The sequence below is a fragment of the Paenibacillus sp. FSL L8-0158 genome, from assembly GCF_038592965.1.
Lineage (GTDB): Bacteria > Bacillota > Bacilli > Paenibacillales > Paenibacillaceae > Paenibacillus > Paenibacillus polymyxa_D.
In genome coordinates, this window is record NZ_CP151949.1 from 4,831,582 (window position 1) to 4,853,561 (window position 21,980).

At 45.3% G+C, this 21,980-nt stretch carries 24 protein-coding genes; 7 read left to right on the forward strand and 17 right to left on the reverse strand.

The window, feature by feature from the left end; translation table 11 throughout:
* Positions 1–70 precede the first annotated feature (70 nt).
* Together NSQ68_RS21465 and NSQ68_RS21470 are read right to left on the reverse strand one after the other, a co-directional pair.
* A complete protein-coding gene (locus NSQ68_RS21465) occupies positions 71–1,285 on the reverse strand; it encodes an SAM-dependent methyltransferase (protein WP_340956814.1) in 1,215 nt (404 codons plus the stop codon).
* Positions 1,272–1,928, reverse strand: a complete 657-nt coding sequence (locus tag NSQ68_RS21470; protein ID WP_342427127.1) for a DUF6483 family protein — start codon at positions 1,926–1,928, stop codon at positions 1,272–1,274. The genes NSQ68_RS21465 and NSQ68_RS21470 overlap by 14 nt, the downstream gene beginning before the upstream one ends.
* A 394-nt stretch (positions 1,929–2,322) precedes the next feature.
* Between NSQ68_RS21470 and NSQ68_RS21475 the strand changes: the two genes are divergently transcribed.
* Positions 2,323–2,889, forward strand: coding sequence for a pyridoxamine 5'-phosphate oxidase family protein (locus tag NSQ68_RS21475; protein WP_342427128.1), 567 nt, complete (start codon positions 2,323–2,325; stop codon positions 2,887–2,889).
* Between the two features lie 88 nt (positions 2,890–2,977).
* On the opposite strand, the gene NSQ68_RS21480 is transcribed toward NSQ68_RS21475, so the two are convergent.
* Together NSQ68_RS21480 and yyaC are read right to left on the reverse strand one after the other, a co-directional pair.
* Complete coding sequence (locus NSQ68_RS21480) at positions 2,978–3,775, reverse strand: alpha/beta hydrolase (protein WP_342427129.1); 798 nt, start codon at positions 3,773–3,775, stop codon at positions 2,978–2,980.
* A gap of 88 nt (positions 3,776–3,863) precedes the next feature.
* Positions 3,864–4,454, reverse strand: coding sequence for a spore protease YyaC (yyaC, locus tag NSQ68_RS21485; RefSeq protein WP_341163128.1), 591 nt, complete (start codon positions 4,452–4,454; stop codon positions 3,864–3,866).
* Between the two features lie 120 nt (positions 4,455–4,574).
* On the opposite strand from yyaC, the gene NSQ68_RS21490 reads away from it, so the two are divergent.
* The gene (locus tag NSQ68_RS21490; RefSeq protein WP_013373034.1) at positions 4,575–4,802 is read left to right on the forward strand and encodes a DUF1128 family protein; all 228 of its coding nucleotides are present in this window, start codon (positions 4,575–4,577) and stop codon (positions 4,800–4,802) included.
* Between the two features lie 195 nt (positions 4,803–4,997).
* On the opposite strand, the gene NSQ68_RS21495 is transcribed toward NSQ68_RS21490, so the two are convergent.
* On the reverse strand, positions 4,998–5,717 hold the full coding sequence (locus tag NSQ68_RS21495) for a pirin family protein (RefSeq protein ID WP_235309961.1): 720 nt from the start codon (positions 5,715–5,717) through the stop codon (positions 4,998–5,000).
* A gap of 231 nt (positions 5,718–5,948) precedes the next feature.
* Here NSQ68_RS21495 and NSQ68_RS21500 point away from each other — a divergent pair, with 231 nt between their 5' ends.
* The 4 genes from NSQ68_RS21500 to NSQ68_RS21515 all read left to right on the forward strand — a co-directional run bounded on the left by NSQ68_RS21500 (position 5,949) and on the right by NSQ68_RS21515 (position 8,073).
* A complete protein-coding gene (locus NSQ68_RS21500; protein WP_342427130.1) occupies positions 5,949–6,653 on the forward strand; it encodes a phosphatase PAP2 family protein in 705 nt (234 codons plus the stop codon).
* Between the two features lie 137 nt (positions 6,654–6,790).
* Positions 6,791–7,048 (forward strand): GlsB/YeaQ/YmgE family stress response membrane protein, encoded by a 258-nt coding sequence (locus NSQ68_RS21505; RefSeq protein WP_069011991.1) that lies wholly within the window; start codon positions 6,791–6,793, stop codon positions 7,046–7,048.
* A gap of 51 nt (positions 7,049–7,099) precedes the next feature.
* Positions 7,100–7,501 (forward strand): YtxH domain-containing protein, encoded by a 402-nt coding sequence (locus NSQ68_RS21510; RefSeq protein WP_023990268.1) that lies wholly within the window; start codon positions 7,100–7,102, stop codon positions 7,499–7,501.
* Between the two features lie 95 nt (positions 7,502–7,596).
* Positions 7,597–8,073 carry a DUF5665 domain-containing protein gene (locus tag NSQ68_RS21515; protein WP_307353656.1) on the forward strand — a complete coding sequence of 159 codons (477 nt, stop codon included), beginning with the start codon at positions 7,597–7,599 and terminating at the stop codon, positions 8,071–8,073.
* Between the two features lie 114 nt (positions 8,074–8,187).
* Here the strand turns inward: NSQ68_RS21515 and NSQ68_RS21520 are convergent, their stop codons facing one another.
* The 11 genes from NSQ68_RS21520 to NSQ68_RS21570 all read right to left on the reverse strand — a co-directional run bounded on the left by NSQ68_RS21520 (position 8,188) and on the right by NSQ68_RS21570 (position 20,235).
* A complete protein-coding gene (locus NSQ68_RS21520; protein WP_342427131.1) occupies positions 8,188–9,147 on the reverse strand; it encodes a magnesium transporter CorA family protein in 960 nt (319 codons plus the stop codon).
* 120 nt (positions 9,148–9,267) lie between these two features.
* A complete protein-coding gene (locus tag NSQ68_RS21525) occupies positions 9,268–10,041 on the reverse strand; it encodes a sigma-70 family RNA polymerase sigma factor (protein ID WP_013311929.1) in 774 nt (257 codons plus the stop codon).
* Positions 10,038–10,490 carry an anti-sigma B factor RsbW gene (gene rsbW / locus NSQ68_RS21530; protein ID WP_061831463.1) on the reverse strand — a complete coding sequence of 151 codons (453 nt, stop codon included), beginning with the start codon at positions 10,488–10,490 and terminating at the stop codon, positions 10,038–10,040. The genes NSQ68_RS21525 and rsbW overlap by 4 nt, the downstream gene beginning before the upstream one ends.
* An 18-nt stretch (positions 10,491–10,508) precedes the next feature.
* On the reverse strand, positions 10,509–10,847 hold the full coding sequence (locus NSQ68_RS21535) for an STAS domain-containing protein (RefSeq protein WP_220030189.1): 339 nt from the start codon (positions 10,845–10,847) through the stop codon (positions 10,509–10,511).
* Positions 10,848–10,946: 99 nt separating this feature from the next.
* Positions 10,947–12,617 (reverse strand): response regulator, encoded by a 1,671-nt coding sequence (locus NSQ68_RS21540; protein WP_342427132.1) that lies wholly within the window; start codon positions 12,615–12,617, stop codon positions 10,947–10,949.
* A 19-nt stretch (positions 12,618–12,636) separates the two neighbouring features.
* On the reverse strand, positions 12,637–13,506 hold the full coding sequence (locus NSQ68_RS21545) for a protein-glutamate O-methyltransferase CheR (protein WP_023990274.1): 870 nt from the start codon (positions 13,504–13,506) through the stop codon (positions 12,637–12,639).
* A gap of 79 nt (positions 13,507–13,585) precedes the next feature.
* Positions 13,586–17,305, reverse strand: a complete 3,720-nt coding sequence (locus NSQ68_RS21550; protein ID WP_342427133.1) for a response regulator — start codon at positions 17,303–17,305, stop codon at positions 13,586–13,588.
* The gene (locus NSQ68_RS21555; RefSeq protein ID WP_307353652.1) at positions 17,289–18,470 is read right to left on the reverse strand and encodes a fused response regulator/phosphatase; all 1,182 of its coding nucleotides are present in this window, start codon (positions 18,468–18,470) and stop codon (positions 17,289–17,291) included. The genes NSQ68_RS21550 and NSQ68_RS21555 overlap by 17 nt, the downstream gene beginning before the upstream one ends.
* Positions 18,471–18,704: 234 nt before the next feature.
* Positions 18,705–19,046 carry a general stress protein gene (locus NSQ68_RS21560; protein ID WP_023990277.1) on the reverse strand — a complete coding sequence of 114 codons (342 nt, stop codon included), beginning with the start codon at positions 19,044–19,046 and terminating at the stop codon, positions 18,705–18,707.
* Between the two features lie 97 nt (positions 19,047–19,143).
* Entirely contained in the window at positions 19,144–19,662 is a 519-nt protein-coding gene (locus NSQ68_RS21565) for a hypothetical protein (RefSeq protein ID WP_307353650.1), read from the reverse strand.
* 51 nt (positions 19,663–19,713) lie between these two features.
* Positions 19,714–20,235 carry a DUF948 domain-containing protein gene (locus tag NSQ68_RS21570; RefSeq protein WP_039273657.1) on the reverse strand — a complete coding sequence of 174 codons (522 nt, stop codon included), beginning with the start codon at positions 20,233–20,235 and terminating at the stop codon, positions 19,714–19,716.
* A 260-nt stretch (positions 20,236–20,495) separates the two neighbouring features.
* Here NSQ68_RS21570 and NSQ68_RS21575 point away from each other — a divergent pair, with 260 nt between their 5' ends.
* On the forward strand, positions 20,496–20,663 hold the full coding sequence (locus tag NSQ68_RS21575; protein WP_029517166.1) for a DUF1328 domain-containing protein: 168 nt from the start codon (positions 20,496–20,498) through the stop codon (positions 20,661–20,663).
* 127 nt (positions 20,664–20,790) lie between these two features.
* Here the strand turns inward: NSQ68_RS21575 and NSQ68_RS21580 are convergent, their stop codons facing one another.
* Entirely contained in the window at positions 20,791–21,957 is a 1,167-nt protein-coding gene (locus NSQ68_RS21580; protein ID WP_307353649.1) for an SH3 domain-containing C40 family peptidase, read from the reverse strand.
* Positions 21,958–21,980: the final 23 nt, after the last annotated feature.

Below are 21,980 nucleotides of genomic sequence, written 5' to 3' on the forward strand. Positions count from 1 at the left end.
ACTGCAACCATGAACTGTGAACTACAAAAAAGTGGAGCCACCCCGCAGTGGCTCCACTTTTAATATATTCCTAGCTATGTGTCTGCTTCTTTCCCGCTCCTTCGGGAAGCAAGTCCGCACAAGCGCGTTCCAAATAAGGATCAGCATGAATAAAATCCCGAAATGCTGTGTATTCACGCCACAGAACGGATTGTTCTCCCGCTTGCCCTTTGACGGCACGAATCAGAATATTTTTAGGTGTATGCTCCATGTCGATAAATTCCAATAGCTGTGTCCGATATCCCATCATATCCAGCAGTTTGGCCCGGATTCCATCCGTTGCCAGTGCAGAAAAACGCTCCTTTAAAATGCCGTGGGAAAGCAACGGCTCCAATACCGGATTTTCCAGTTGGTTAAACAGCTCATGCTGGCAACACGGAACCGACAAAATGACGGAAGCACCCCAGCGAACAGCCTTTTCCAGCGCCGCATCTGTTGCAGTATCACAAGCGTGCAAGGTAACAACCATATCCACCTGTTCCAGTTCGTTATAGTCTGCGATATCACCGACCAGAAACTCCAACTGTCGATATTGCAGCTTTTGAGCCAGAACATTACAGGTTTCAATGACATCTGCCTTCAAGTCCAAACCAACGATCTGCAATGGTCGCTTTTGCTGTACAGCCAAATAGTGATACAGCGCAAAGGTCAAATACGATTTGCCACAGCCAAAATCCACAATCGTCAATGGGCGGCCTACCGGAAGGCTAGGTAATACATCCTGCACCATTTCGAGAAACCGGTTAATTTGACGAAACTTATCATACTTGCGGGCCAGTACCTTACCATCCTCATTCATAATCCCCAGCTCAATCAGGAAAGGAATTCGTTCTCCTTCTTCGAGCACATATTGCTTTTTGCGATTATGAGACAGGTCGGCTTTACTTTTGCTCGGTGACTTTGTCAGAATGGATACTTTATATTTTTTACTGATCAGCACTTGGTAGTCTGCATCCTTGGCGCATAAAAGTCCTTGGCGAAACGTGTCCTCAAACAAGGCAGTCATACGCTCATTAGCTTCGTCAGGGGTCAGATTTTCATGAATGACTTTGTTGCTGTAATGAAAAGCAAACTGGTAATGCAGCTTGTTTTTCAATTCTACAGGTTTAATTTGCACTTTAGTAAAAGAAGCATCCTCCCGTTTGCGAAGCTGACTCAGCGTCGCTGTTATGAGGGATCCTCCCGTGGTCAATTGGTATATGAGTTCGCGCAGTGAATCCAAAAGGTACATCTCACTTTCTTTCATGTAATTGGGTGATCTCGGTCAAACCCTCGGTGACTTCCTGGCGTGAAATTCCACCCAGCTCCAGCTCTGCATTGGTCTTATCCAGTAATTGACTATAAAACGTCTCCGCTTCCGCTAGCAGCTCTGGATGCTCCCATGCCAATCCAAACCAGACATCGGCGGCTTCGTCCAACCTGTTTTCTCGCTCGTAATGAACAGCCAGCAGCTTGCTGGTTTCAGGGGGGAGCTCATATTCGCGCACCAGCTTCACGATACACGCTATACGTTCAGGCAGAACCTGCAGATCACGAGTCGCGCCATTCGTATCGCTGTACAAATATAAATGAAGAGATTTCATCAAGATTCGTATACCTTCGTCTGTTCTGCTGGTTTCCAGGTAAATCACGGCTTCTTCCTCCAAAATGCGGGCCACCTGCTGAAGCTTATCCGCTTCAATGCCAGGCCCCAATCGGAAAAGCTCAATAATTTGTTCCGGCGGCAATCGTCTGAGCAAATCTGAACGAAGACGAAACTGCTTGTTGAGCAGGTCATCTAGCTGTTTCAGCGCTTCGATGTGTTTATTTTCGCGCCTTAGACCGAGCACCGATGCTACTGCGGATGTCAATTCTTCCATCATACTGAGCAAATAATCTTTTCTAAGCAAGCCGTTCCCTTCCTTTCATCCCGATGCCTAGACAACCAGAAACTCTGTCTTCTGATTGTATGACATCCTTGTCTAAAAGCCAAATGCCCTACCATGCAGAAATACCACTTATAACCTTCACCCTCAGTTAACAACATCAATGATCAGGAAGTCAGAATGCTCACGCATGGCAGTGAATTCCTACGGTACAGCACTTTGTAGCAGATCATGTGACTAGCGAATGACGTTTTTTTTAAATCAATATTGCTTCTTCATTAGTGTTGTGATATTTTTGTTTCATACGAAACAAAAAATTAATCAGTATATTTAAACATTCCATAAAATTATTTATAATAATTATTTTCTTTAGAAACAAAATTTATATGAATATTTTTGTGAGAAAGGATGATGGAGTTTGGGTAATCAATTTAGCTCGATATTACCGGAACATCAAGAGTTTATACAGCGGCAGCATATTTTCTTTGTAGGATCAGCACCGCTATCCAAGACAGGGCACGTTAACCTTTCCCCCAAGGGATATGATTCCTTCCGTATTCTATCGGATCAAAGGGTAGCTTATCTTGACTTGGCGGGAAGCGGCAACGAGACAAGCGCTCACATTATCGAGAACGGACGAGTAACAATCATGTTTTGTGCATTTGAGGGCGCTCCCAGTGTACTAAAGCTCTATGGCACTGGTACCGTCGCGCTGCCCGATACTAAGCAATGGAATGAACTGTACCCTCTCTTCAAACCGCTTCCCGGTGCAAGACAAATCATTGTTGTGGACGTTCACATGGTGCAGAATTCATGTGGTTTTGCGGTTCCCTTCATGACATACACGAGCGAACGGGAAAAGCTGAAGGAAGTCTCGATTCAGATGGGAGAAGAAGCACTTAAAAAATATGCCTATGAGAAAAATCTGGAGAGTATTGACGGTTTGCCGACAGCGTTTGCCTTTAACAAAAGCAATATAAATTAGACACCTTACACACCTAAAAATAATTGACTACCCAAAAACTGGAACCTTCTGTTTATCACATCAGAAGGTTCCGGTTTTTGGGCTTACCTTAGTACCTTTTCAAGTTTTGCTCTAAAAATGTCAAGATGGTGTTCGCTAATAACTCCGGTGCCTCGAACAGGCTCATGTGACCTGCTTCCGGTAGGGTAACCTGAGTTACTCCGGCCCGATCTGTTGTAAACGTCCGCGCTGGAGGAACCGCCTGATCCTGCTCACCCGCTACTAAAAGGGCTGGCAATGCAGAAGCCGACAACACATCCCGCCGATCAGTACGCTCGCGCATAGCCAGTGATGCTCCTACGGCTCCTTGTGGTGGTGTTTTGTAGCCAATTTCTTTGACTTTAAGTAATTGGCTGGACAATGACTCCACATGATCAGGAGCAAACAGTCCCGGCACGAGTCCATCTACAAAGGTCGTAATCCCCTCCGTTTGGATGGTGGATACAGCCTTATTCCGCTTTTCTTTACCTTCATCCGTATCTGCATATGCTGTAGAATGAATCAGTCCAAAGGCTGTCAGGCGCTCTGCATGTCTCTGCACTGCCGAAAGGGCAAGATAGCCTCCTAGGGAGTGACCAAACCAGGCAGCCTGAGGAATGTCCAATTGTTCTTGAAGTTTAAGCACATCATCTGCCATTTGATCAATAGTATAGGCTCCTAGTGGAGCATCGCTGCGTCCGTGTCCACGCAAGTCTGGAACAATACAACGATAGCTTGGGGATAGCAAGGGAACAACCTCATCCCAGTAGGAAGAGCTTCCGCAAAATCCGTGCAATAGAATGATCGGATCTCCTTTTCCCTGTTCGGCATAGCAGATCGTCGTTCCTTCGCATAATACCTTTTCCATGTGGAACCCTTCCTTCTCTGTATATAATCTATTGGATCTGAATATATTAGTGAGTAGAACATGCTGATGTATATTATTAAGCAGACCATCAATATCTGAAACGGTAGCCCTCTGGAAAATCTTGCGAAGCTGTTTTTAAACCAAATTCATAAGCCGCCGCATTAGCAATATGCGCAGCCATGGTCATGACCAAGTGAAGCGACGTCATTTGGAGTGTCCAATAGGGTTTGGGACTGCGCTCATTCACAATCGCTGCAACACTATAATGACCAACAGACGGCAGAGACAGCCCCACCGATCGCGCAGGAGTTAGCGGTTCACGCGCAATAAGAAACATTCCCGTTGAGCCGTGCTGTCCAAGACAAGCATCTATGGCGATCACATGATGATCTTGGGGAATGCACTCCAAGTATGAAACCAGATGATCTGCATCGCAGGGCTCCGTCATTGTGCCAATCACGTGCGGAAAGCCTTGCTCCTTGAGCATGGTGCCTACCAGTGGCCCGAGTGAATCACCCGATGAGCGATCTGTACCGATGCAAACAAAAGTCAACTTATCTATAGCATGCTGTTGATAAATTTCTCGGAAAAACGGCGCGAGTCCATCTCGATCTGTTTTCTTTACATTATGTTCTAAGGACGAGCGACCGGGTGCGGAAGCTCGATTATACAAAGACAACTTTGTCCATCCTCCTTGATTCGGTTGTATATCAGTAATCTGGCTTTCAGTACATTCTACAACAAAAACATGATACAATACAGGCAACTTCCCCTGTTATGAAAGGATGGAAAATTAACGATGGATTTGTCTGTACCGTCTCATGCCAACATTGAGTATATGATTGAGGGTATTAAAACCAAGCTCCGTATGGCGAGTGGTGCTGCTATGCAGGCATCCGCTTTCTCGCTGGAGCAATACGAGGACATCCATGATGTCTATGATATGGTGATAAGCAAGCCTAACCTGAGCATTTCAGAGGTTGAAGCTATTGTTTCTGAACTGGGCAGATTACGCAAATCCTCCTGAATAGCTTATAGGAAGACAGCTTAGCTGTCTTACATCCTATCATCATGAGCAACAGCCTTCATGGCAGTGGCCCTGTCAGCGTAAATAAAGCTCGTATCACCGCTCGTCTCAATAGACGTGCACCGGGATACGAGCTTTATTTTTTCGATTGCATATGCGCATTTTCATACACTTCTTCACTCACTCAAGGATGCTTCAAGGCAAATCCGCTAACACCAATTCAGATATATCCTCATTACCTGTAGCTCGTATCTTTAATGTACAGCTTTTTTGAATTCGCGCGGCATCACCAGGCCCTAACTGAAATTCCCCATCCTGGCACGTAACTTCTACATGACCGTTAACTACATAGATGTGGGTGCGGCGCTCCTCTTGCTGCGGATATTCAAGCTGCTGTCCTTTTTCCAATCTGCTCAGATACAGATTTATATCCTGCGCGATGGATAACGCTCCCTCCACTTCTGAACCAGACACAACAGGCTGAAGCCGATTTAGACGTTCACTGTGCTTGAATCTTTGCACCTGATAAGAAGGCTGAATGCCAGGACTCTCGGGTAAAAACCACATTTGCAAAAAACGAACCGGTCTTTCATCCCCAGTATTTCGCTCTTCATGTTCAATTCCGGTGCCTGCACTCAGAACCTGGATCGAGCCGCTTTTCAAATCCTGCTCATGTCCTAAGCTGTCGCTATGATGCAATTGGCCTTCAATCACGTAGGTGACGATTTCCAAATCGTGATGCGGATGTCTTTTGAAGCCTTGCTGCGGTTCAAGCTCGTTATCATTATGGGCTAGCATACAGCCAAAATGGGCATTGCTCGGATCTTCATAATCGGCAAACGAAAAGCTAAACTCACTATGAATCCATCCTTTATTTGAGGTATGTCTTTCTGCCGATGTCACTATTTTAATCATCCTTAACACCTCCATGGATTACAGTTCCGTAAAGCAGCTTTGCTTCGTGATGACTATTCCACTTCCGGCCCTGGCATTACAAACGCTGTGATACGATCCCTTTACCCCGGGCTTATATGCCTCAATCAGCCTGTCGTCGCCGTCGGGTTTTGCTCTTAAGTTCATTATTAGTTAAGTTAATAGTACGAAAAATTGAATCTATTACAGCCATAAGGAGGAGATTTATTACATATGCTATCCCATGAACCCCAACCATCCCGGTTCCTACGAAGCTATTTGCGTCGTAGTCTGTATGCATCTATTATCATGATCGCTGTGTTGCTTCTCATCGCCTACTCTGTGAAGTGGATTGGCACAGCTCCTTTTCTATATTGGGATGAACGCATACAGGATGCCATTTTTCCAGACACTGCAGCTGCTCGTTACCAACTCCTAACCATCGCTATATTCATTACATCTTTCGGTTCATTCCGCATGTCGTTGATCATCGCCCTCGGTGCTGCTACCTTGTGTTGGGTCAGTCTTCGTTCAAAAGCTTATTCCTTTGCGATCCTAAGCAGCTTTACGGCGATGTGGGTGCTGAATACGCTCATCAAGGAAATTTTGCAACGGGAACGCCCGTCACTTCAACATTTGGTTGAAGCCGGGGGTTATAGTTTTCCCAGCGGTCATGCGATGATTTCCATGGGATTTTTCGGAATGATATTTGCCATTTGGGCCATAGAACGAAAGATTCGTGGGCGTTCGCTCTTTCTTCCGTGCGCTCTGGGTGTACTACTGATTCTCTTGATTGGATTAAGCCGCGTATATCTAGGCGTTCACTTTCCTACAGATATTGTGGGTGGCTATATTGCAGGTATAATTTGGCTGGTGTTTACCGTTCCTGTGATCTATTGGCGAGCGCGCATGCAGCTTCCTTCCACTCCCCACCGGTAAATGTCTGAGCCGGCTTTTTGTTTCACTCCGGGTCACGACGTTTATATACGAAGTAAGCAAGGCTCAGCAATATCGAAGCTCAGCATTCATCAAAAACGTTATGGTTTTGTGAACTTAGGATAAGGGAGGCGATCCTTGTGTGGGGAATTGTACTAAGTATTGTAATGGCTATTATTATCGGATTGATTGGCGATGCACTGGCTGGTCATGAAATGCCTGGCGGCATTGCGGGCTCTATGATTGCTGGATTTGTAGGAGCTTGGCTAGGTGTCATGCTATTGGGAGACTGGGGCCCGGTCATCGGAGATTTTGCCGTCATTCCAGCCATACTCGGAACAGCATTGTTCGTGTTCTTGCTCGGACTGGCGTCCAGGCTATTAAGAAGGGCTACCTAAAATTTTATATATATTTTTTATTCTTTAATTCTATAAGAGGAGTGATATAACATGAGTAACATTGACAATCAAAATATGGCAAGTACTTCAGGTTTTGCAAAAGGTTTATTTATTGGAGGTTTGATTGGTGCTGCCGCAGCCCTGCTGTTCGCGCCGAAGCCGGGTCGTGATTTGCGTAGTGATCTGTCTGATAAAATTACAGTCGTCTCCGATAAAACAAAGGATGTCGCATCTGTAGTTAGCAGCAAAGCGACAGATTTGGCCAAAACCGTTTCCACTAAAACAGCAGATGTAGCCAAAACGGTATCCGAGAGTAAAGACAACATCGTATCTAGCGTAACCAAAGCTTCTGCCGATGTCGCTAATGAAGCGGCCAAAGCGGATAAAGAAGTTATGGATGCAACCGCTCAAGCAGCCAAGGACACTCAAAAACAATTAAATGCAAATTCCTAAGAGGAACACATTCCGATTACAACCAAAATAAGATCCAAACACTGAACAGCCAGCATGCAAGAAGCTGGCTGTTTTTAAATGATAGAAAGGCTGGGATGACCATGAACAAACCAAACTCCTATGGAGATGATCTTGCTCGGAACAACAAGAGAACCTTTCACCCACTCCAGGCTCAAGATCAGCCAGATGAGGTTTCATCCAAGCAGACCTCTTCTACTCATCATCATGTTAAAACACATGATCCGGAGAGAGACTTTGATGTAAATGAGCATCCTTTTGAACTTCGCCATGAGGTCAAGCGGCTTAACAAACGCCTAGATCAAATCGCAGATACATTGGAAAAAGCAGAATTCAAAGATATTATAGAGAACTACTCTAGCACGAAAAGAAGAATTATGAGCAATCTGACTGCAGGGATTGCACGTGGTCTCGGCCTTACGCTGGGTACAGTGGTCATACTCGCCTTGCTCGCTTGGTTGCTCAGTTTCCTGGTACAGTTAAATCTTCCGGTCATCGGAGATTTCATCGCCGAATTATTAGGATATATCAAAATGAGCCAAGGTACTAAGTAATTGTCCTTATCTCATTTAAAAACGATCCTTCGTAACCGGAAAAGACTCCTCAAAGGGCCTCCAGTTACGATGGATCGTTTTTTGTTTGTAAATTGTAACAGCTGTAATCAGCCGCTACAATTTGTTGCGCTTGTTAGTTTTCAATAAGTCTCCTGTCCACCCCTTCATCATCAGCCAGCCGTACATTCCCGCCATACTTAGCAATGTGGCAATGATCACGGCGGTAAAACCCCAGCCTGTTTTAATCCAAGGCAGATTTTCAAAGTTCATGCCCCAAATGGCCCCCACTACAGTGGCAGGTGTAAATACGGCGGTCACAATGGTGAGCGTCTTCGTAATCTCATTGCCCCTAAAAGCGGAAATGGCGTCGTCAATAGAGATCAGGGTGTCGATTTCCTTTTCATAATGCAGGAAAAGTCCTTCCATCCGAGTAACACGGTAAAGTAACTGCTTAAAAAAGCGATTCTCCTCCAGTTTATCCAAATATGCCTCCCGAGAAGCCGTTACCAGCTCTGAAAAAGGAATGAACATATTGCTCCAATACAACAGCTCGAAACGTGCATTCAATATAGAATCCATCAGTGTACGGGCATTTCTTTTCTCCATGTCCTCTTCCAGTCTTCTCAGGTTGATCTCGAACTTATCCATACCTGTATGAAAATAATGAAGCACGGCTCTCGCCAATACAAACATGCCGTCAGCTGCATCCTCACACTGTTCCAGCATTTTTTGGCGTTCCGCGGTATGCATAATTTCACGGGTATTTTGATCCAAATTTAACGTCACCAACTTCTGGTTTAGAACCAGAAAATAAAACTTGTTGCAATTGCGTTGACTATCGATTTCCTCTTGAACGGAGTAGATCAGCGACCCATACATTAAGGGCTCATCGCCATCTGGAAAGCGCACAGATATAAAGCTTGATGGAATGTCCTCTACCTTGTCCAGCCATTCTGCGGCTTCTGGGAGCTTCTCCTTCAAGTGCTGTATGACCGAATCTTGCCAATTCCCAGCACTGATGTCCCACCATTCCCATCCTCCACGAAAGGAAGAAATCTGTTCAAATGCTGTCATGGATTCCAACCTTCCTCCCAACCTTTTTCGCTTTATAAAAAGGACACGCTTCCCATATCGGAATAACGTGTCCTTACGATGTGACATCAAATATGTTAAGCCAAGAATTCCGCGGTCTTCTCATGAAATAGAGGAATTAGACATAATCTGCTTCAGCTTTTCCGTTGCCCGCTTCTGAATACGGGAAACGCTCATCTGCGATACGCCCAACGTCTGTGCAATCGCACGTTGAGATTGACCGTCCTGAAATGCCAGAAGAAGCACCTTTTGTTCCTGCTCCTTCAGTTGGCTTAAAGCCTGCTGCAAATCCATTCGTTTTTCCACAGTGTCATAATCGTTAGCATCCGAGCTAATGAGCTCGCCTAACGTAGCTGCACTCTCTTCCTGGGATAAAGGCGAGTCCAGTGAAACATAGTGATAGCACTCACGGCCTGCAAGCACCTCAATCGTTTCTTCCACGGTAAGATCCAAATAGGTCGCAATCTCATCCACATTGGGTGAGCGTTCCAATTTAACGGTTAGTTCATCAATAGCATGTTGAACAAGCGCACCCTTTTCCTTAATACGGCGAGGAACCTGGATGTACCAGGATTTGTCGCGCAAATAATTTTTCATATGTCCCAACATACTTTTCATAGCATACGGTTCAAATGGGATACCCAAGCTGATATCGTATTGCTGAAGCAGACGTATCAAAGCCATCTGACCGGTCTGATATAAATCCTCGTATAAGTCCGGACGGTTACGGGAGATCTTCCCGGCAGCCATCTTGACCATTGGCTCATACTTGCGGATCAGCACGGTAGCAATCTCGTTATCTTTTGTTTGCTGGTACTCCCAGATTAGACCAACGGCTTCATCCATCGACTCCGGGGGAGTTACCTTTTCATTCATACTCTTTCCTCACTTCTGGTCAGGCGCTTTACCAGCACCACTTCGGTGCCTTTTCCTGTCTCATTCAAGATATGGACATCGTCCATAAGCGCCTGCATGAGATAAAAGCCTAATCCGCCTATCTGCGCATCATTCAACTCCTTGTCATGCAAGGATGCGATACGGGACGGGTCCTCCACACGTTCAAAGCTCTCCCCTTCATCTTTGACACGAATGGACAACGAAGCTTCATCAAATTCGAATGTTACTTCCACGACTCCCCCCTCATGACCATATGCATAAAGGACAGAGTTATTACAGGCTTCCGATACAGCCACTTTCATGTCTTCAATATCCTCATAAGAGAATCCCATTTTCGCGGCAATACCGTATAAATTTAATCTTACAATATCAACAAAGTCAGCAGTTGCCGGTAAATTAAGAACTACTTTTTGAATTTGAGCATTCATTTCTTTTTCTTTCCTTTCCTATTGGGAATTCTCCTGGGGGACAAAGAATTTGGCAATACCGGTCATATCAAACAGCTTTTGAATTTGAGGCGGTACCTCTTGAACAGCAAAGTGAGACTCCATCCCATGCCTTGCTTTTAAAATGGATAACAAGATACCAATACCCGTGCTGTCAATGTATTTAAGGTCTCTCAAGTTAATAATCAAATCTTGGCTGGACTCCCCCACCAAAGGCTCCATCACCAGACGAAAATCAGGTGCTACCGAAAGATCCAACTCTCCACTCAGATAAACGGTATTTACGCCATCGGTTGTTTCTGTAATTGCATTAAATTTCTCATTTTTATTTGTATTCATAGGCCTACTCTCCCGAAAAAAGATTTCCCTACATACTAACCCATTATACGAGCGTTTGAATCACGGTATAACTTTTTAAACACTACCAAATGCCACCATCTAGGCTTCATTGATTTGATCTTTACCCGGCTGCATTGGAAAATGGTCCGGAGAATGCCGTAGCAACGCCTGTTTTACACTGCTGATTTTAACGGGCTTACTAATATAATCGTTCATCCCAGCTTCAATACATCGAGGCTGAATACCCTCCATGACGTTAGCCGTCATGGCGATAATGGCAGGTTGGGATCTTCCCGCCAATTGTTTACGCATTCTACCCGTACATTCCAGACCGTCCATCACGGGCATCTGCAAGTCCATAAAGATATAGTCATAGTCGTGATTCGCCATGACCATATCAAGCGCCTGTTGCCCATCTGCTGCCACATCTGAAGCTAAACCGAGCTTATCCAGTATATTAACCATTAGCTTCTGGTTGATCGGATGGTCATCCACCACCAGTACAGGTTTACGACTTGGAGACTCCTGATGTGGAATTTCCCAATCATGGCTGGACTCCCCCTCCAGTTCATTTTCCTCAGCAAAGCCAAGCTTCATTGTAAAATGAAACGTCACGCCTTGTTCTCCGCTCGTATCTACACGGATATCTCCGCCCATCATATTCACTAAGGTTTTACAAATGGCGAGTCCTAACCCGGTACCACCATATTTACGCGTCATTGAAGAATCCAGTTGGGAAAAGGGCTGAAACAGCCTTCCGACCTTAGCTGAATCAATGCCAATGCCTGTATCCTTCACAGAAAACTCAACGGTAAGTCCATTGTCACTTTGCTCTTTGACAGATGCGAAGACATATACCCCGCCTCGGTCTGTAAATTTGACGGCATTGGATACCAGGTTAATCAATACTTGTCGCAATCGCCCCATATCTCCATATAACACCGGTGGCATCTGTTCATCGAGAAAATAAACCAGCTCCAAATTTTTTCGGTTGACTTCTACTGTAAACAGGCTGAAAACTTCCTTGATACAGGAAACCAGATCAAAAGGATATTCCTCTACCTCCATTTTGCCTGACTCCAGCTTGGTAAAGTCCAGAATATCATTAATGACCGCTACCAGCGCGTCTGCGCTACGACGGATGATATCAGCATATTCCTGCTGATCGGTCTGCAGCTCTGTCTCCATCAGCAGATCAATCATGCCAATAACACCGTTCATAGGTGTGCGGATCTCATGGCTCATCATTGCCAGAAATTCCGTTTTGGCATTGGCAGCAATCTCTGCTGCCTCCTTGGCGGCAATCAGTTCGCTGTTCATCTTCTCAAGCTCCTGCGTCTTGTGGTGAAGCAGCATGGATTGTGTCTTCAAGCGTTTGTTTGTCAGATACATTTGCACGAAGCCTTCAATTTTGGACTTGAGAATTTGAGGGATGAACGGCTTCACCATATAATCAATACCACCGGCTGAATATCCCGCAAACAAATGCTCAGCTTCCTTGCTGTTAGCTGAAATAAAGATGATCGGAATATCCTTTGTTTTCTCTCTGGCCTTGATTAACTTTGCAGTCTCAATTCCATCCATACCCGGCATCTGCACATCAAGGACTACAAGTGCGAATTCATCTTTTAATAGACATCGCAGCGCTTCTTCCCCGGATGTGGCTTTTACCAGATTATATTGTTCACTCTCCAGCACCGCCTCAAGAGCGAGCAGGTTCTCAGGTCTGTCATCTACCAGCAATATATGAATCGGTTCATGAAGCCCCATGGAATCCTCCTAAGCATCTCTATTTAATCTTCCGGTATATTTTTTCTATCCGGTCCAGCGGCTCGTAGGAATCACTATAATCGGTAAAATGTATGGATTCCTTGGCCCCAAGCACCAACACACCAAAATGACTTAAGCTATCATAAAACAACCCATGTACATGGTTGCGAAGTTCGTCGTTAAAATAGATCATGACATTCCGGCAAAAAATCACATTGAACTCGTTAAAGGACCGGTCTGTCGCTAAGTTGTGCTCCGCAAAAATAATATTCTTCCGTAAAAAAGGATGAAACATCACTGAATCATACTTGGCTGTATAATACTCAGAGAACGATTGTGTTCCCCCGGACTCCAAATAATTTTTGGTATACAGCTTCATTCGGTCGATCCCGTATACGCCTTCCTTCGCCTGCTGTAAAGACAGGTTATTCATATCCGTCGCATAAATGCGAGCCTTATCATATAAGCCTTCTTCATGCAGCAAGATCGCCATAGAATATACTTCCTCACCAGTGGAACAACCTGCATGCCAGATTCGAATGTACGGATACGTTCGCAAAATAGGAATGATTTTCTGCCTGAAATTTAGAAACAGCTCCGGGTCACGGAACATCTCGGTCACCGGAATGGAAAGGCTTTGTACCAGTCTATCGAAGGCGCTGCGATCATGCAGCACCTTCTCCTGAAGTCCTGATATCGTGCTTACGTTCTCGGACTGCGCATGATAATAAACACGCCGCTTAATCGAAGGCAGAGCATAGTTACGAAAATCGTAGCCGTACAGCCGATGTATACCTTCCAGCAACAGCTCAATCTCAATCAATTCCCGCTCAGTATCATTCGATTTCACTTCATTAGCAGCATTATCCGCCATATCCTTAGATGTCATAATCTCTCTCCAATTCCTAAATAGGTTTTGCCTATGCCGCTCCAATCATGTGTCGATTTATATTACCCATTTTTTTGGGTTACGAATACAACCAAACCCGCATTAATGATAAAAGCTGTTCGGTTTGAATCGGTTTTTTCACATAATCGGAAGCGCCTGCCTCAATACACTTGGAACGATCATCCTTCATGGCCTTGGCTGTCAGGGCAATAATAGGCATCTTCTCGAATTGTGGCATTAGCCGGATACGTCGCATCGCTTCATATCCATCCATTTCCGGCATCATCATATCCATCAGCACCAGATCAAAATCAGGTGTCTGTTCCAGCAGTTCCAGTGCTTCTCTTCCATTTTCCGCAAAGGTAACCTCCATACGATAGCTTTCCAGCACACTAGACAGAGCAAATACATTGCGAATATCATCGTCTACCAACAATATTTTCTTACCTTCAAACAGCTCTTCCTTGTTGTATAGCTTCTGCAAAATTTTGCGTTTGTCCTCAGGAAGGTTCGCCTCTACACGATGCAAGAACAACGTTGTTTCGTCCAAAAGCCGTTCCGGCGATTTAACATCCTTAATAATAATAGACTCTGCATATTTACGAAGTTGCGTTTCTTCTTTGCTATCCAGATCTTTGCCTGTATAAATAATGATCGGCAGATCAGTTAGCTGCTCATTCTCTCGAATACGATCCAGCAGTTCAAAACCAGTCATATCGCTCAGCATCAGATCCAGTACCATGCAGTCATACCGCTGGGTAGCCAGCTCATTTAGTGCTTCCTGACCTGTCGATACCGCCGTAATGGCAACATCATCATGATCGATCAGCTCAATAATGGATTTACGCTGATTATCGTCATCTTCAACCACAAGAAGACGTTTGACCATTTGGTCTGTATATGATTTTATATGTGAAAATGCCTTATCCAGACTTTCCTTCGAGGAAGGCTTTTTGAGATAGGCAATCGCGCCCATCATTAAGCCCTGCTTCACATCATCTATGACTGAAATAACATGCACTGGAATATGACGTGTCGATGAATTTCCTTTTAGCTCGCCTAAAATGGACCAGCCATCCATCACAGGTAATTGAATATCTAATATAATAGCGTCCGGCAAATAAGACTGAGCCATGTTGAGCCCATCGTCTCCTTGGAGAGCGATCAGTGCCTTAAAGCCCCGGCTACGGGCCATATCGTACAAAATATTAGCAAAATTAATATCATCCTCAATAATCAGCAGCACTTTATCCTGCGAGGTAATCTCGTTTCGGTCGTCCCCTGGATGTATAATGTCTTCCGCTTTGTTTCTCAAAGGCATCTGATATATTGGCAGCTGTTTAGCAGGCATAATCATGGGAAGGTCCGTTTCTGCCGTGGCTGCAACATTTTCAAAATCCGAATTCACATCCGTACCGTTAAATTCCTCTCTCGAATGAGAATCCATATCCTCAGCCGTTGGCGTTTGTTCCGGCAAATACAGTGTGAAGCAACTACCCTGTCCCTGCTCGGATTCCACCGTAATAACACCGCCCAACAATCTCGAAAGCTCGCGGCTGATCGACAGACCTAGTCCTGTCCCCCCATATTTCCGGCTGGTTGTACCGTCTACCTGCTGGAAGGCTTCGAAGATCAGATCCGTTTTATCGGAAGCAATCCCAATGCCCGTATCAAGCACAGATAGAGCCAGATAGGATCTTCGTGGATTTAGCAGACCAGGAAGCTGTTCTCCATTTGCCCGAGATACACTGAAACGAATAGATCCTTCCGTGGTGAACTTGAATGCATTGGACAACAAATTACGTAAAATTTGTTTGAGACGATAACCATCACTGATAATGGCATCTGGCAAGTTCTCTTCGATCTCGGTATGCAGTTGAAGCCCACGTTGGGATGCGACCGGAGCAAAATTCTGCTCCACAAACAGTTCCAGTTCCTTCAAGTGGACCGCTTCATGGTTAATATCCATTTTTCCAGCGTCCACTTTGGATAAATCCAGAATTTCATCAATCATTTTCAACAAATCCGCGCCTGACATATAAATGGTTTGTGCATATTCCACCTGCTTTGGCTTGAGATTGCCTTCCTTGTTCTCAGACAAGAGCTGAGAAAGAATGAGCAAGCTATTTAGCGGAGTACGCAACTCATGCGACATATTGGCCAAAAACTCGGATTTGTATTTGCTTGTGATTCCTAGCTGCATGGCCTGTTGTTCCAACTGAGCTCGTGCATGTTCAATCTCGTCGTTCTTTTCTTCCACTTCTCGTACCTGTTCTTCTAGCGCTCTGGTTTTGGCAATCAGTTCAGTATTAAAATGCTCCAATTCTTCCTGTTGACGCTGTAACAATTCCTCTGAACGCTTGAGTTCCTCTGTTTGCTCCTCCAAATTCTCGTTGGAGCGCTTGAGTTCCTCTTGCTGAGTTTGTAGCTCCTCGGACTGGCATTGCAATTCCTCAGTAAGTGCCTGGGACTCGCGCAGCAATTGCTCTACACGCATCCGTCCCTTAATATTGTTCAGAATAATCCCCATGCTCTCTACTAATTGAGCGAACAGCTTCGTTTCCAGATCACTGAAGCGATCCAGTGACGCTATTTCTATAGCACCGATGCACTCATCCTCGAACAAAATAGGGAAAATCATAATTCCCACTGGCTTACTTTCTCCTAAGGCAGAGCCTATGGACAAATATCCGTCAGGAGCCTCTGTAATCAAGATCGGCTTACGATCCAAAACACATTGTCCGAGCAACCCTTCGCCCACCTGGATAACGTCTCTAATCGAATTTTCGCCAGTCACCTTTGCATAGGAGCCGTATAACTTAAATTGGTTGTCTTCTACATCTTTTCCTTGCAAATAGATGGCCCCATAACTGCCTCCCAAGATGGGCGTAAACTCACTAATGAACATCTGAGCAACCTGCTCCAGTGAATTTACGCCACGGAACAACTCAGTCACCCGAGCAGTATTGGCATTAAGCCAAGTCTGGTCCTTCTGCGTTTGAAGGACGGAATGTTCAAATTTCCGCTTTTCTTCCAAGTCCCCGGCCATTTGTTGAAATACACGAGCGACCTCACCGATTTCATCTTTGGAGGCAACACTCATTCGACTGATGGCCCTGTACTTTCCCTTGCCAAAACCATTAATCATGAGATTCACGACATTTAGACCTTTGGCAATGCTTGGGAGCACCCACAAAATAACCAGTAAGCCCATGATCAGGCCGGCGGCCATCAGAATTGTGGTAATCTGCACAGATTCTTCATACGCCAAATTGGCTTGCTTCATGTCGCTATCAATTTCCCGATCCTGAAAAACGGCAAGGGCATTAATACTATCCATCGCCTCCTCTTGTGCAGGCAAACCAGTGCTATTGCGGAAAGCGTTAGCCTCATCAATACGATCTTGCCCCAACAAAGAAACCAGTCTTTGTTCGTAACTTAAAAATTCATTCCACGCGACGGCTACCCGATCAACCTGCTGTTGCTCTTCACTGGTGCCGGAATTCGTTTGCAGACTAGCCAGCACTTTCGTTCCAGTAGCCGAAATATCGTCCAGCTCGCGTTTGGCCTCACTAACGGAGGAACCTGGATTCAAGATCAGATTGGCCATCACTTTGGCCATATCGTTCACCTGCCCGCGAATAGCTGTTGTTTTCCGGACTTTCATATATCGATCCTGATAGACCTGGTTTAGCTGCTCATTCAGGCTCCCCATCCGGTCATAGCTGATTAGCGTCAGCACAAGGAGGATCGCCATAAGCGATCCAAAGCCAATCAGCAGTTTATTTCTGATTTTCATGCAAGCTCTCTCCCTCTTTCAACGAAATCCAGATCAGGCATTTATCATCATCACGATCCTGTGGCGCCTCTTTACGAAAAAAAGCATCCAGCATCGCTTCTTCATTCCATTCCTCATATTTACGCAGACACTCAGTCAGATACTCCAACTGCTCCTCATATTCACCTTCCACCGCCTCCAGCAAGCCATCTGTATACAAAGCGATATGCCCAGTTCCTTCATAATGAATCGTGTGCATTTCTGCATCAATCTTATCAAATAAACCAACAGGGCTGCATGCACGGTCAAATTTGGTAATGCTACCATCCTGGTTGAACAGCAAACCGGGAGGATGTCCCGCATTTACATAGTCAATTCGCCGTGCACGGGTATCAATCACCATATAAATCGCCGTAAAATAATACTGTACCAGCTGCTTGCCCAGATCCAGTTGATTAAAACGACGATTCAGCTCTTGTATGACCTTCTCAGGCTCCACATACGTGGTCACCGTGTCCTTAAGTACAGATGCAATGAACATGCAGAACAGCGAAGAAGAAATGCCATGCCCCATCATATCAAGCAAAATGATGGCATATCGCCCCTCCCCTAACGGATACCATGAATATAAATCCCCTGCCAGTTCAAAGGAAGGCTGATAGAGCGCATTTACTTGCAGCACCGGGTCCTGAATGGCAGGACTAAGTACCGCCTGCTGCACCATCGCGGCCAGCTTCAACTCATCCTGAATTCGCTGATCCCGATCCTTATGCCAGTCCTTCTCCAGTTTGAGACGCAAGGCAGATCGGATTCGCGCCATTAGCTCTACCTTGTTGATCGGCTTCGTGACGTAATCGACGGCTCCCACATCCAGAGCTTCAGCCAATTTTTTAGAATCACCTACAGCCGTTACCATAATAATCGGGATATCTTTTAAATGCTCATATTCCTGGACAATACTGCAAGCTTCAATGCCGTCCATTTCAGGCATCATCATATCCAGCAGCACCAGATCAATATCTGAAGGACGGGGTCGAAGACTAATGGTACGATCGCCGATTCCCAGATGCTCCAACATTTCTGCGGCCGAGTTAGCAGAGATCACATCCCGATAATTTTCTTTTTTTAGTATTTCACGAATAATAATGATATTCGTCGGGTTATCGTCAACAATTAGAATTCTCATTGGCCTCTCCTTATCTGTAACTCATGTATTATACTATACCTACTTAAACGGCAACACCCTTGTTGATTAGAAGTAGTGTTTCCGTAAGAAGGCATTCCAAAAACATAGATAAGGAATGAGGCTGAACCCCATTCCTTATCTATGTTTTTGGAGGACCCGCGAAACACTCGTGCTGCGGTCAACTTCCTCTTTTTCGAATCTAATGTCACGCTGCTTTTATGGTGAACAGCAATATCACGCTTTTTTAGCAATGACCAGTACTTTACCCTGATCCAGTTCTTTTTCATAAAAATCAGCCTCGGTATCTGTAAATCCCAAGGAAGTAATTTTAGCGCGAAGCTCATCGCCGCGGGAACGGAACAAGTTGGCTAATGAATCGAAAACGCCCTCTTCCTTAATCCCGATTTCCTTGGCATCCACCGTATCGGCAATACGATCTGTCCGATCCTGGTCATGAGCGAGCACGAACACATCCTCATAACGATAGCCTGTGTTACGCAACTCATTTACTGCTTCAACGGCTTGTACACCGTTATCTACCACTTTGGCATAAGATTTATGATTGGTCTGATTCATGTTTCTCACGCTCCTTTTAGGATTGACTTCTCTGACTATTACACTTCGCATATCCATTTGAAACTTCCGTATTATGTCATTACTTGAAAAAAATTAATTACCATTCTGTTTCATCAAAAAACTCAACATACTTTGGTTTATCAGACGTCTCATCCATAAACACTTTGATTGCACGTTGTCCGCGTACATATACCTCTCCGTCTTCCGCCGTGAATTGCGAGCCACCCAGCGCCTGATCGAGCGTTTTCCGTTGCAGCGGCAGCCACTTATCATTCACCTTGATTCGACCGGCAGCAGGATCTACATGCACATAAGAAACGACGTCCTCACGCATACCTACCACAACATCGGGATATTGGTATTCTGTAGAAAGCAGCAACTTATCCTTTTTGACTCGCTGTGGCTTGCCAAGCTTTTTCAATACATCTGCACGTGTATCATCCAAAGATATACCATTTAAGGTATGAAAATCTGCTGGTACAGCATGTGAAGCGGGTATCGTCTGCACAGTCCTAACCACATGCCCCGCTGTTTGCGGGGAAACGGTTTGCTGAACCGTATCCTGTCCGGAAAAGGGAGTGAGCAAACCAGCAGCTAGTAATAACGTCTTCATCATAAATCTCACCCTTTCAATGAATTTCCTGTAGTTTACGGTTCAGCCACTATGCTACTGACGCATTTTCTGCCACACCCCAGCAGCGATGTCTACATAACCCAACCAGTTTTTACCCGGCTTGGCCGCAGGCTCCTCATAAGTCGCATTGTAGCTCTGAACCGTCCGCTCCGTTGCGGTCAAAGGTCTATTCGGTGTCGTTGCCTTGATCGCGTTATCCGTTCTGGAAGTATTACTCGCAGCGCTATGCGATTTCTGAAACCGTGTCATTAACGCTGTTGAAGCCTGCTTGGCAGCCAACGTCACTTCGCTGAGTACCTCCCCCAAATTTCTAACCGATTCCATCACTGGCTCCACTTGCTTCAATTTATGATCAACATCTGCGGTGATGTCATTCGCATGTCGAACCGTTTGTTTTACTTCATAACTCAGTTCATCTATCGTTTTTTGTACATCCTGCAAGGTTTGAGTCACCTTATCCAAAGAGCCTTGTGCTGCTTTCAACGTTTTAATGAGGAAAATAACGAGAACTGCAAATGCGATAGCAATAATAAAAATGCTGACCTGTGTTAACATAGCGTAACCTCTCTTTCGTCTTTCACGATGATGTTTATGATTACTGCATAGTTACCCTTTAGATTCAGACACGAAACAACGTCCAGGCTGGCTTCTTCTCCGCTCCAAACGTTATGATTCACGGACTCTCACACCGTTTAAAACAACGTATAACGATGGCACAGCCACAAATATTCTATAGAAGTCTCCATCATCTGCAACCATGCTCTATCGGGGCGTGAGTATGCCACATTATATACAATTAAAGGAGGATACAGAACATGCTAAAATGGTCCGCTTTATTCTTGATTTTTGCTGTGATCGCCGGTATCTTAGGTTTTTTTGGTATCGTCGTGTCCGTAGCTGCTACAATCGCTAAAATATTATTTGTGATATTTCTGGTGTTGTTCGTCATTTCACTCTTTACCAGAAGAAAACGGGTTTCATAGTTGTCGGATGCTAGCTGCACAAAAGCAATATTCTAAATGTCTATAAAAAAAAGGATGTTCCCACCCTGGTCAACAGGGCTGTGGAACATCCTTTTTTGATGCAGCTTTTTAACAGTTAGCGGCGCTTTTATTGAATCACGCTGCCCCCAAACAGGAAACGGTCCTGCCAAGGCTTGCTGAAATCCGTAACTTTTACACCGCCACCCGCTACAGAAAACGTATGGAGAAGCTTGTTGTCTCCCAAATATACAGCTACGTGTGTAATCGTTTGGGAGGAGTTATCCAAGGACGTGTACGCCCCGGAAGATGCATTATAATTGGTAAAGAAGAGCAAATCGCCACGCTTCAGCGTAGTCATGTCCGTATTCGGCTGACTGTTTTGCTTGATCCACTCACCCTGTGAACGAGAATCTGCCGGAAGCTGGATACCTACAGCCTGGCGGAAAATTTGACGGGTAAATGCCGAGCAATCAAAAGTAGCCGTACTGCTACGATCCGAACCATATTCATATGGAGTTCCGAGATAAGTCATCCCCGTGTTAATAACCTGCTCTATTGCAGCCGCTGCATCACCGGAAAACATGTTCATAGTTGACGCAGGAGATGCTGTCACAGGTATTGCAGTAGTATCAGGAGTAGCTGTCACCGGAGCAGACACAGGCTGCTGCACAACAACGCCCTCACCAATACGAATATACTGTGGAGACGAGCTGACGTAGCCCACCGTACCACCAGCATTGGTAACCTTGAACCAATAGGCATTACTTGGATCGGTAATCGTAACGACATCCCCTGCATTCAAATAGCCCAAAACCTCGGAAGAAGTGGATGCCTCCGCCCGCAAACGAACGGACGTTTGAATCGTAGCTTTCGTTTGACCGGCAGAACTATTCACTGAGGCCACAGCCTCTTTAGCTGAAACATTTTTAACTGGCTCTGCGGCTTCCGATTTACGGCTGGCAGATGAGGTGACAGCAGCAGCGACGCTGGTAGCGCCAACTTTTATGTACTTGTCGGAGCTGCTAGTGTATCCGGTTACTCCATCAGAAGTCTTGATCTTATACCAATAGCTGTTTGTTTTCTCCAATACCGTTACGGCCTCTCCCTGCTTCATAAAGCTGACTACATCCCCTGTAGTCGAAGGACCGGATCTAAGCTTTACAGCCGCCTGAATAACCGCCTTCTGTCCTGTGGATGCTGTTGATGCCGCTGCGTCAACCTGACCCGGCGCCACATGAATTGCTGCCAACAGCGCGGCTGACGTCATGAGCATTCCCATCACGCGTCTTCTCAATGTTGCACCTCCTGGCTGTTTTT

Excerpts from the sequence above, each read along its gene's own strand:
- NSQ68_RS21465 (WP_340956814.1), bottom strand. The coding sequence starts at position 1,285 with ATGAAAGAAAGTGAGATGTACCTTTTGGATTCACTGCGCGAACTCATA.
- NSQ68_RS21480 (WP_342427129.1), bottom strand. The coding sequence starts at position 3,775 with ATGGAAAAGGTATTATGCGAAGGAACGACGATCTGCTATGCCGAACAG.
- NSQ68_RS21490 (WP_013373034.1), top strand. The coding sequence starts at position 4,575 with ATGGATTTGTCTGTACCGTCTCATGCCAACATTGAGTATATGATTGAG.
- NSQ68_RS21495 (WP_235309961.1), bottom strand. The coding sequence starts at position 5,717 with ATGATTAAAATAGTGACATCGGCAGAAAGACATACCTCAAATAAAGGA.
- NSQ68_RS21500 (WP_342427130.1), top strand. The coding sequence starts at position 5,949 with ATGCTATCCCATGAACCCCAACCATCCCGGTTCCTACGAAGCTATTTG.
- NSQ68_RS21510 (WP_023990268.1), top strand. The coding sequence starts at position 7,100 with ATGAGTAACATTGACAATCAAAATATGGCAAGTACTTCAGGTTTTGCA.
- NSQ68_RS21515 (WP_307353656.1), top strand. The coding sequence starts at position 7,597 with ATGACCATGAACAAACCAAACTCCTATGGAGATGATCTTGCTCGGAAC.
- NSQ68_RS21520 (WP_342427131.1), bottom strand. The coding sequence starts at position 9,147 with ATGACAGCATTTGAACAGATTTCTTCCTTTCGTGGAGGATGGGAATGG.
- NSQ68_RS21525 (WP_013311929.1), bottom strand. The coding sequence starts at position 10,041 with ATGAATGAAAAGGTAACTCCCCCGGAGTCGATGGATGAAGCCGTTGGT.
- rsbW (WP_061831463.1), bottom strand. The coding sequence starts at position 10,490 with ATGAATGCTCAAATTCAAAAAGTAGTTCTTAATTTACCGGCAACTGCT.
- NSQ68_RS21535 (WP_220030189.1), bottom strand. The coding sequence starts at position 10,847 with ATGAATACAAATAAAAATGAGAAATTTAATGCAATTACAGAAACAACC.
- NSQ68_RS21540 (WP_342427132.1), bottom strand. The coding sequence starts at position 12,617 with ATGGGGCTTCATGAACCGATTCATATATTGCTGGTAGATGACAGACCT.
- NSQ68_RS21545 (WP_023990274.1), bottom strand. The coding sequence starts at position 13,506 with ATGACATCTAAGGATATGGCGGATAATGCTGCTAATGAAGTGAAATCG.
- NSQ68_RS21550 (WP_342427133.1), bottom strand. The coding sequence starts at position 17,305 with ATGAAAATCAGAAATAAACTGCTGATTGGCTTTGGATCGCTTATGGCG.
- NSQ68_RS21555 (WP_307353652.1), bottom strand. The coding sequence starts at position 18,470 with ATGAGAATTCTAATTGTTGACGATAACCCGACGAATATCATTATTATT.
- NSQ68_RS21560 (WP_023990277.1), bottom strand. The coding sequence starts at position 19,046 with ATGAATCAGACCAATCATAAATCTTATGCCAAAGTGGTAGATAACGGT.
- NSQ68_RS21565 (WP_307353650.1), bottom strand. The coding sequence starts at position 19,662 with ATGATGAAGACGTTATTACTAGCTGCTGGTTTGCTCACTCCCTTTTCC.
- NSQ68_RS21570 (WP_039273657.1), bottom strand. The coding sequence starts at position 20,235 with ATGTTAACACAGGTCAGCATTTTTATTATTGCTATCGCATTTGCAGTT.
- NSQ68_RS21575 (WP_029517166.1), top strand. The coding sequence starts at position 20,496 with ATGCTAAAATGGTCCGCTTTATTCTTGATTTTTGCTGTGATCGCCGGT.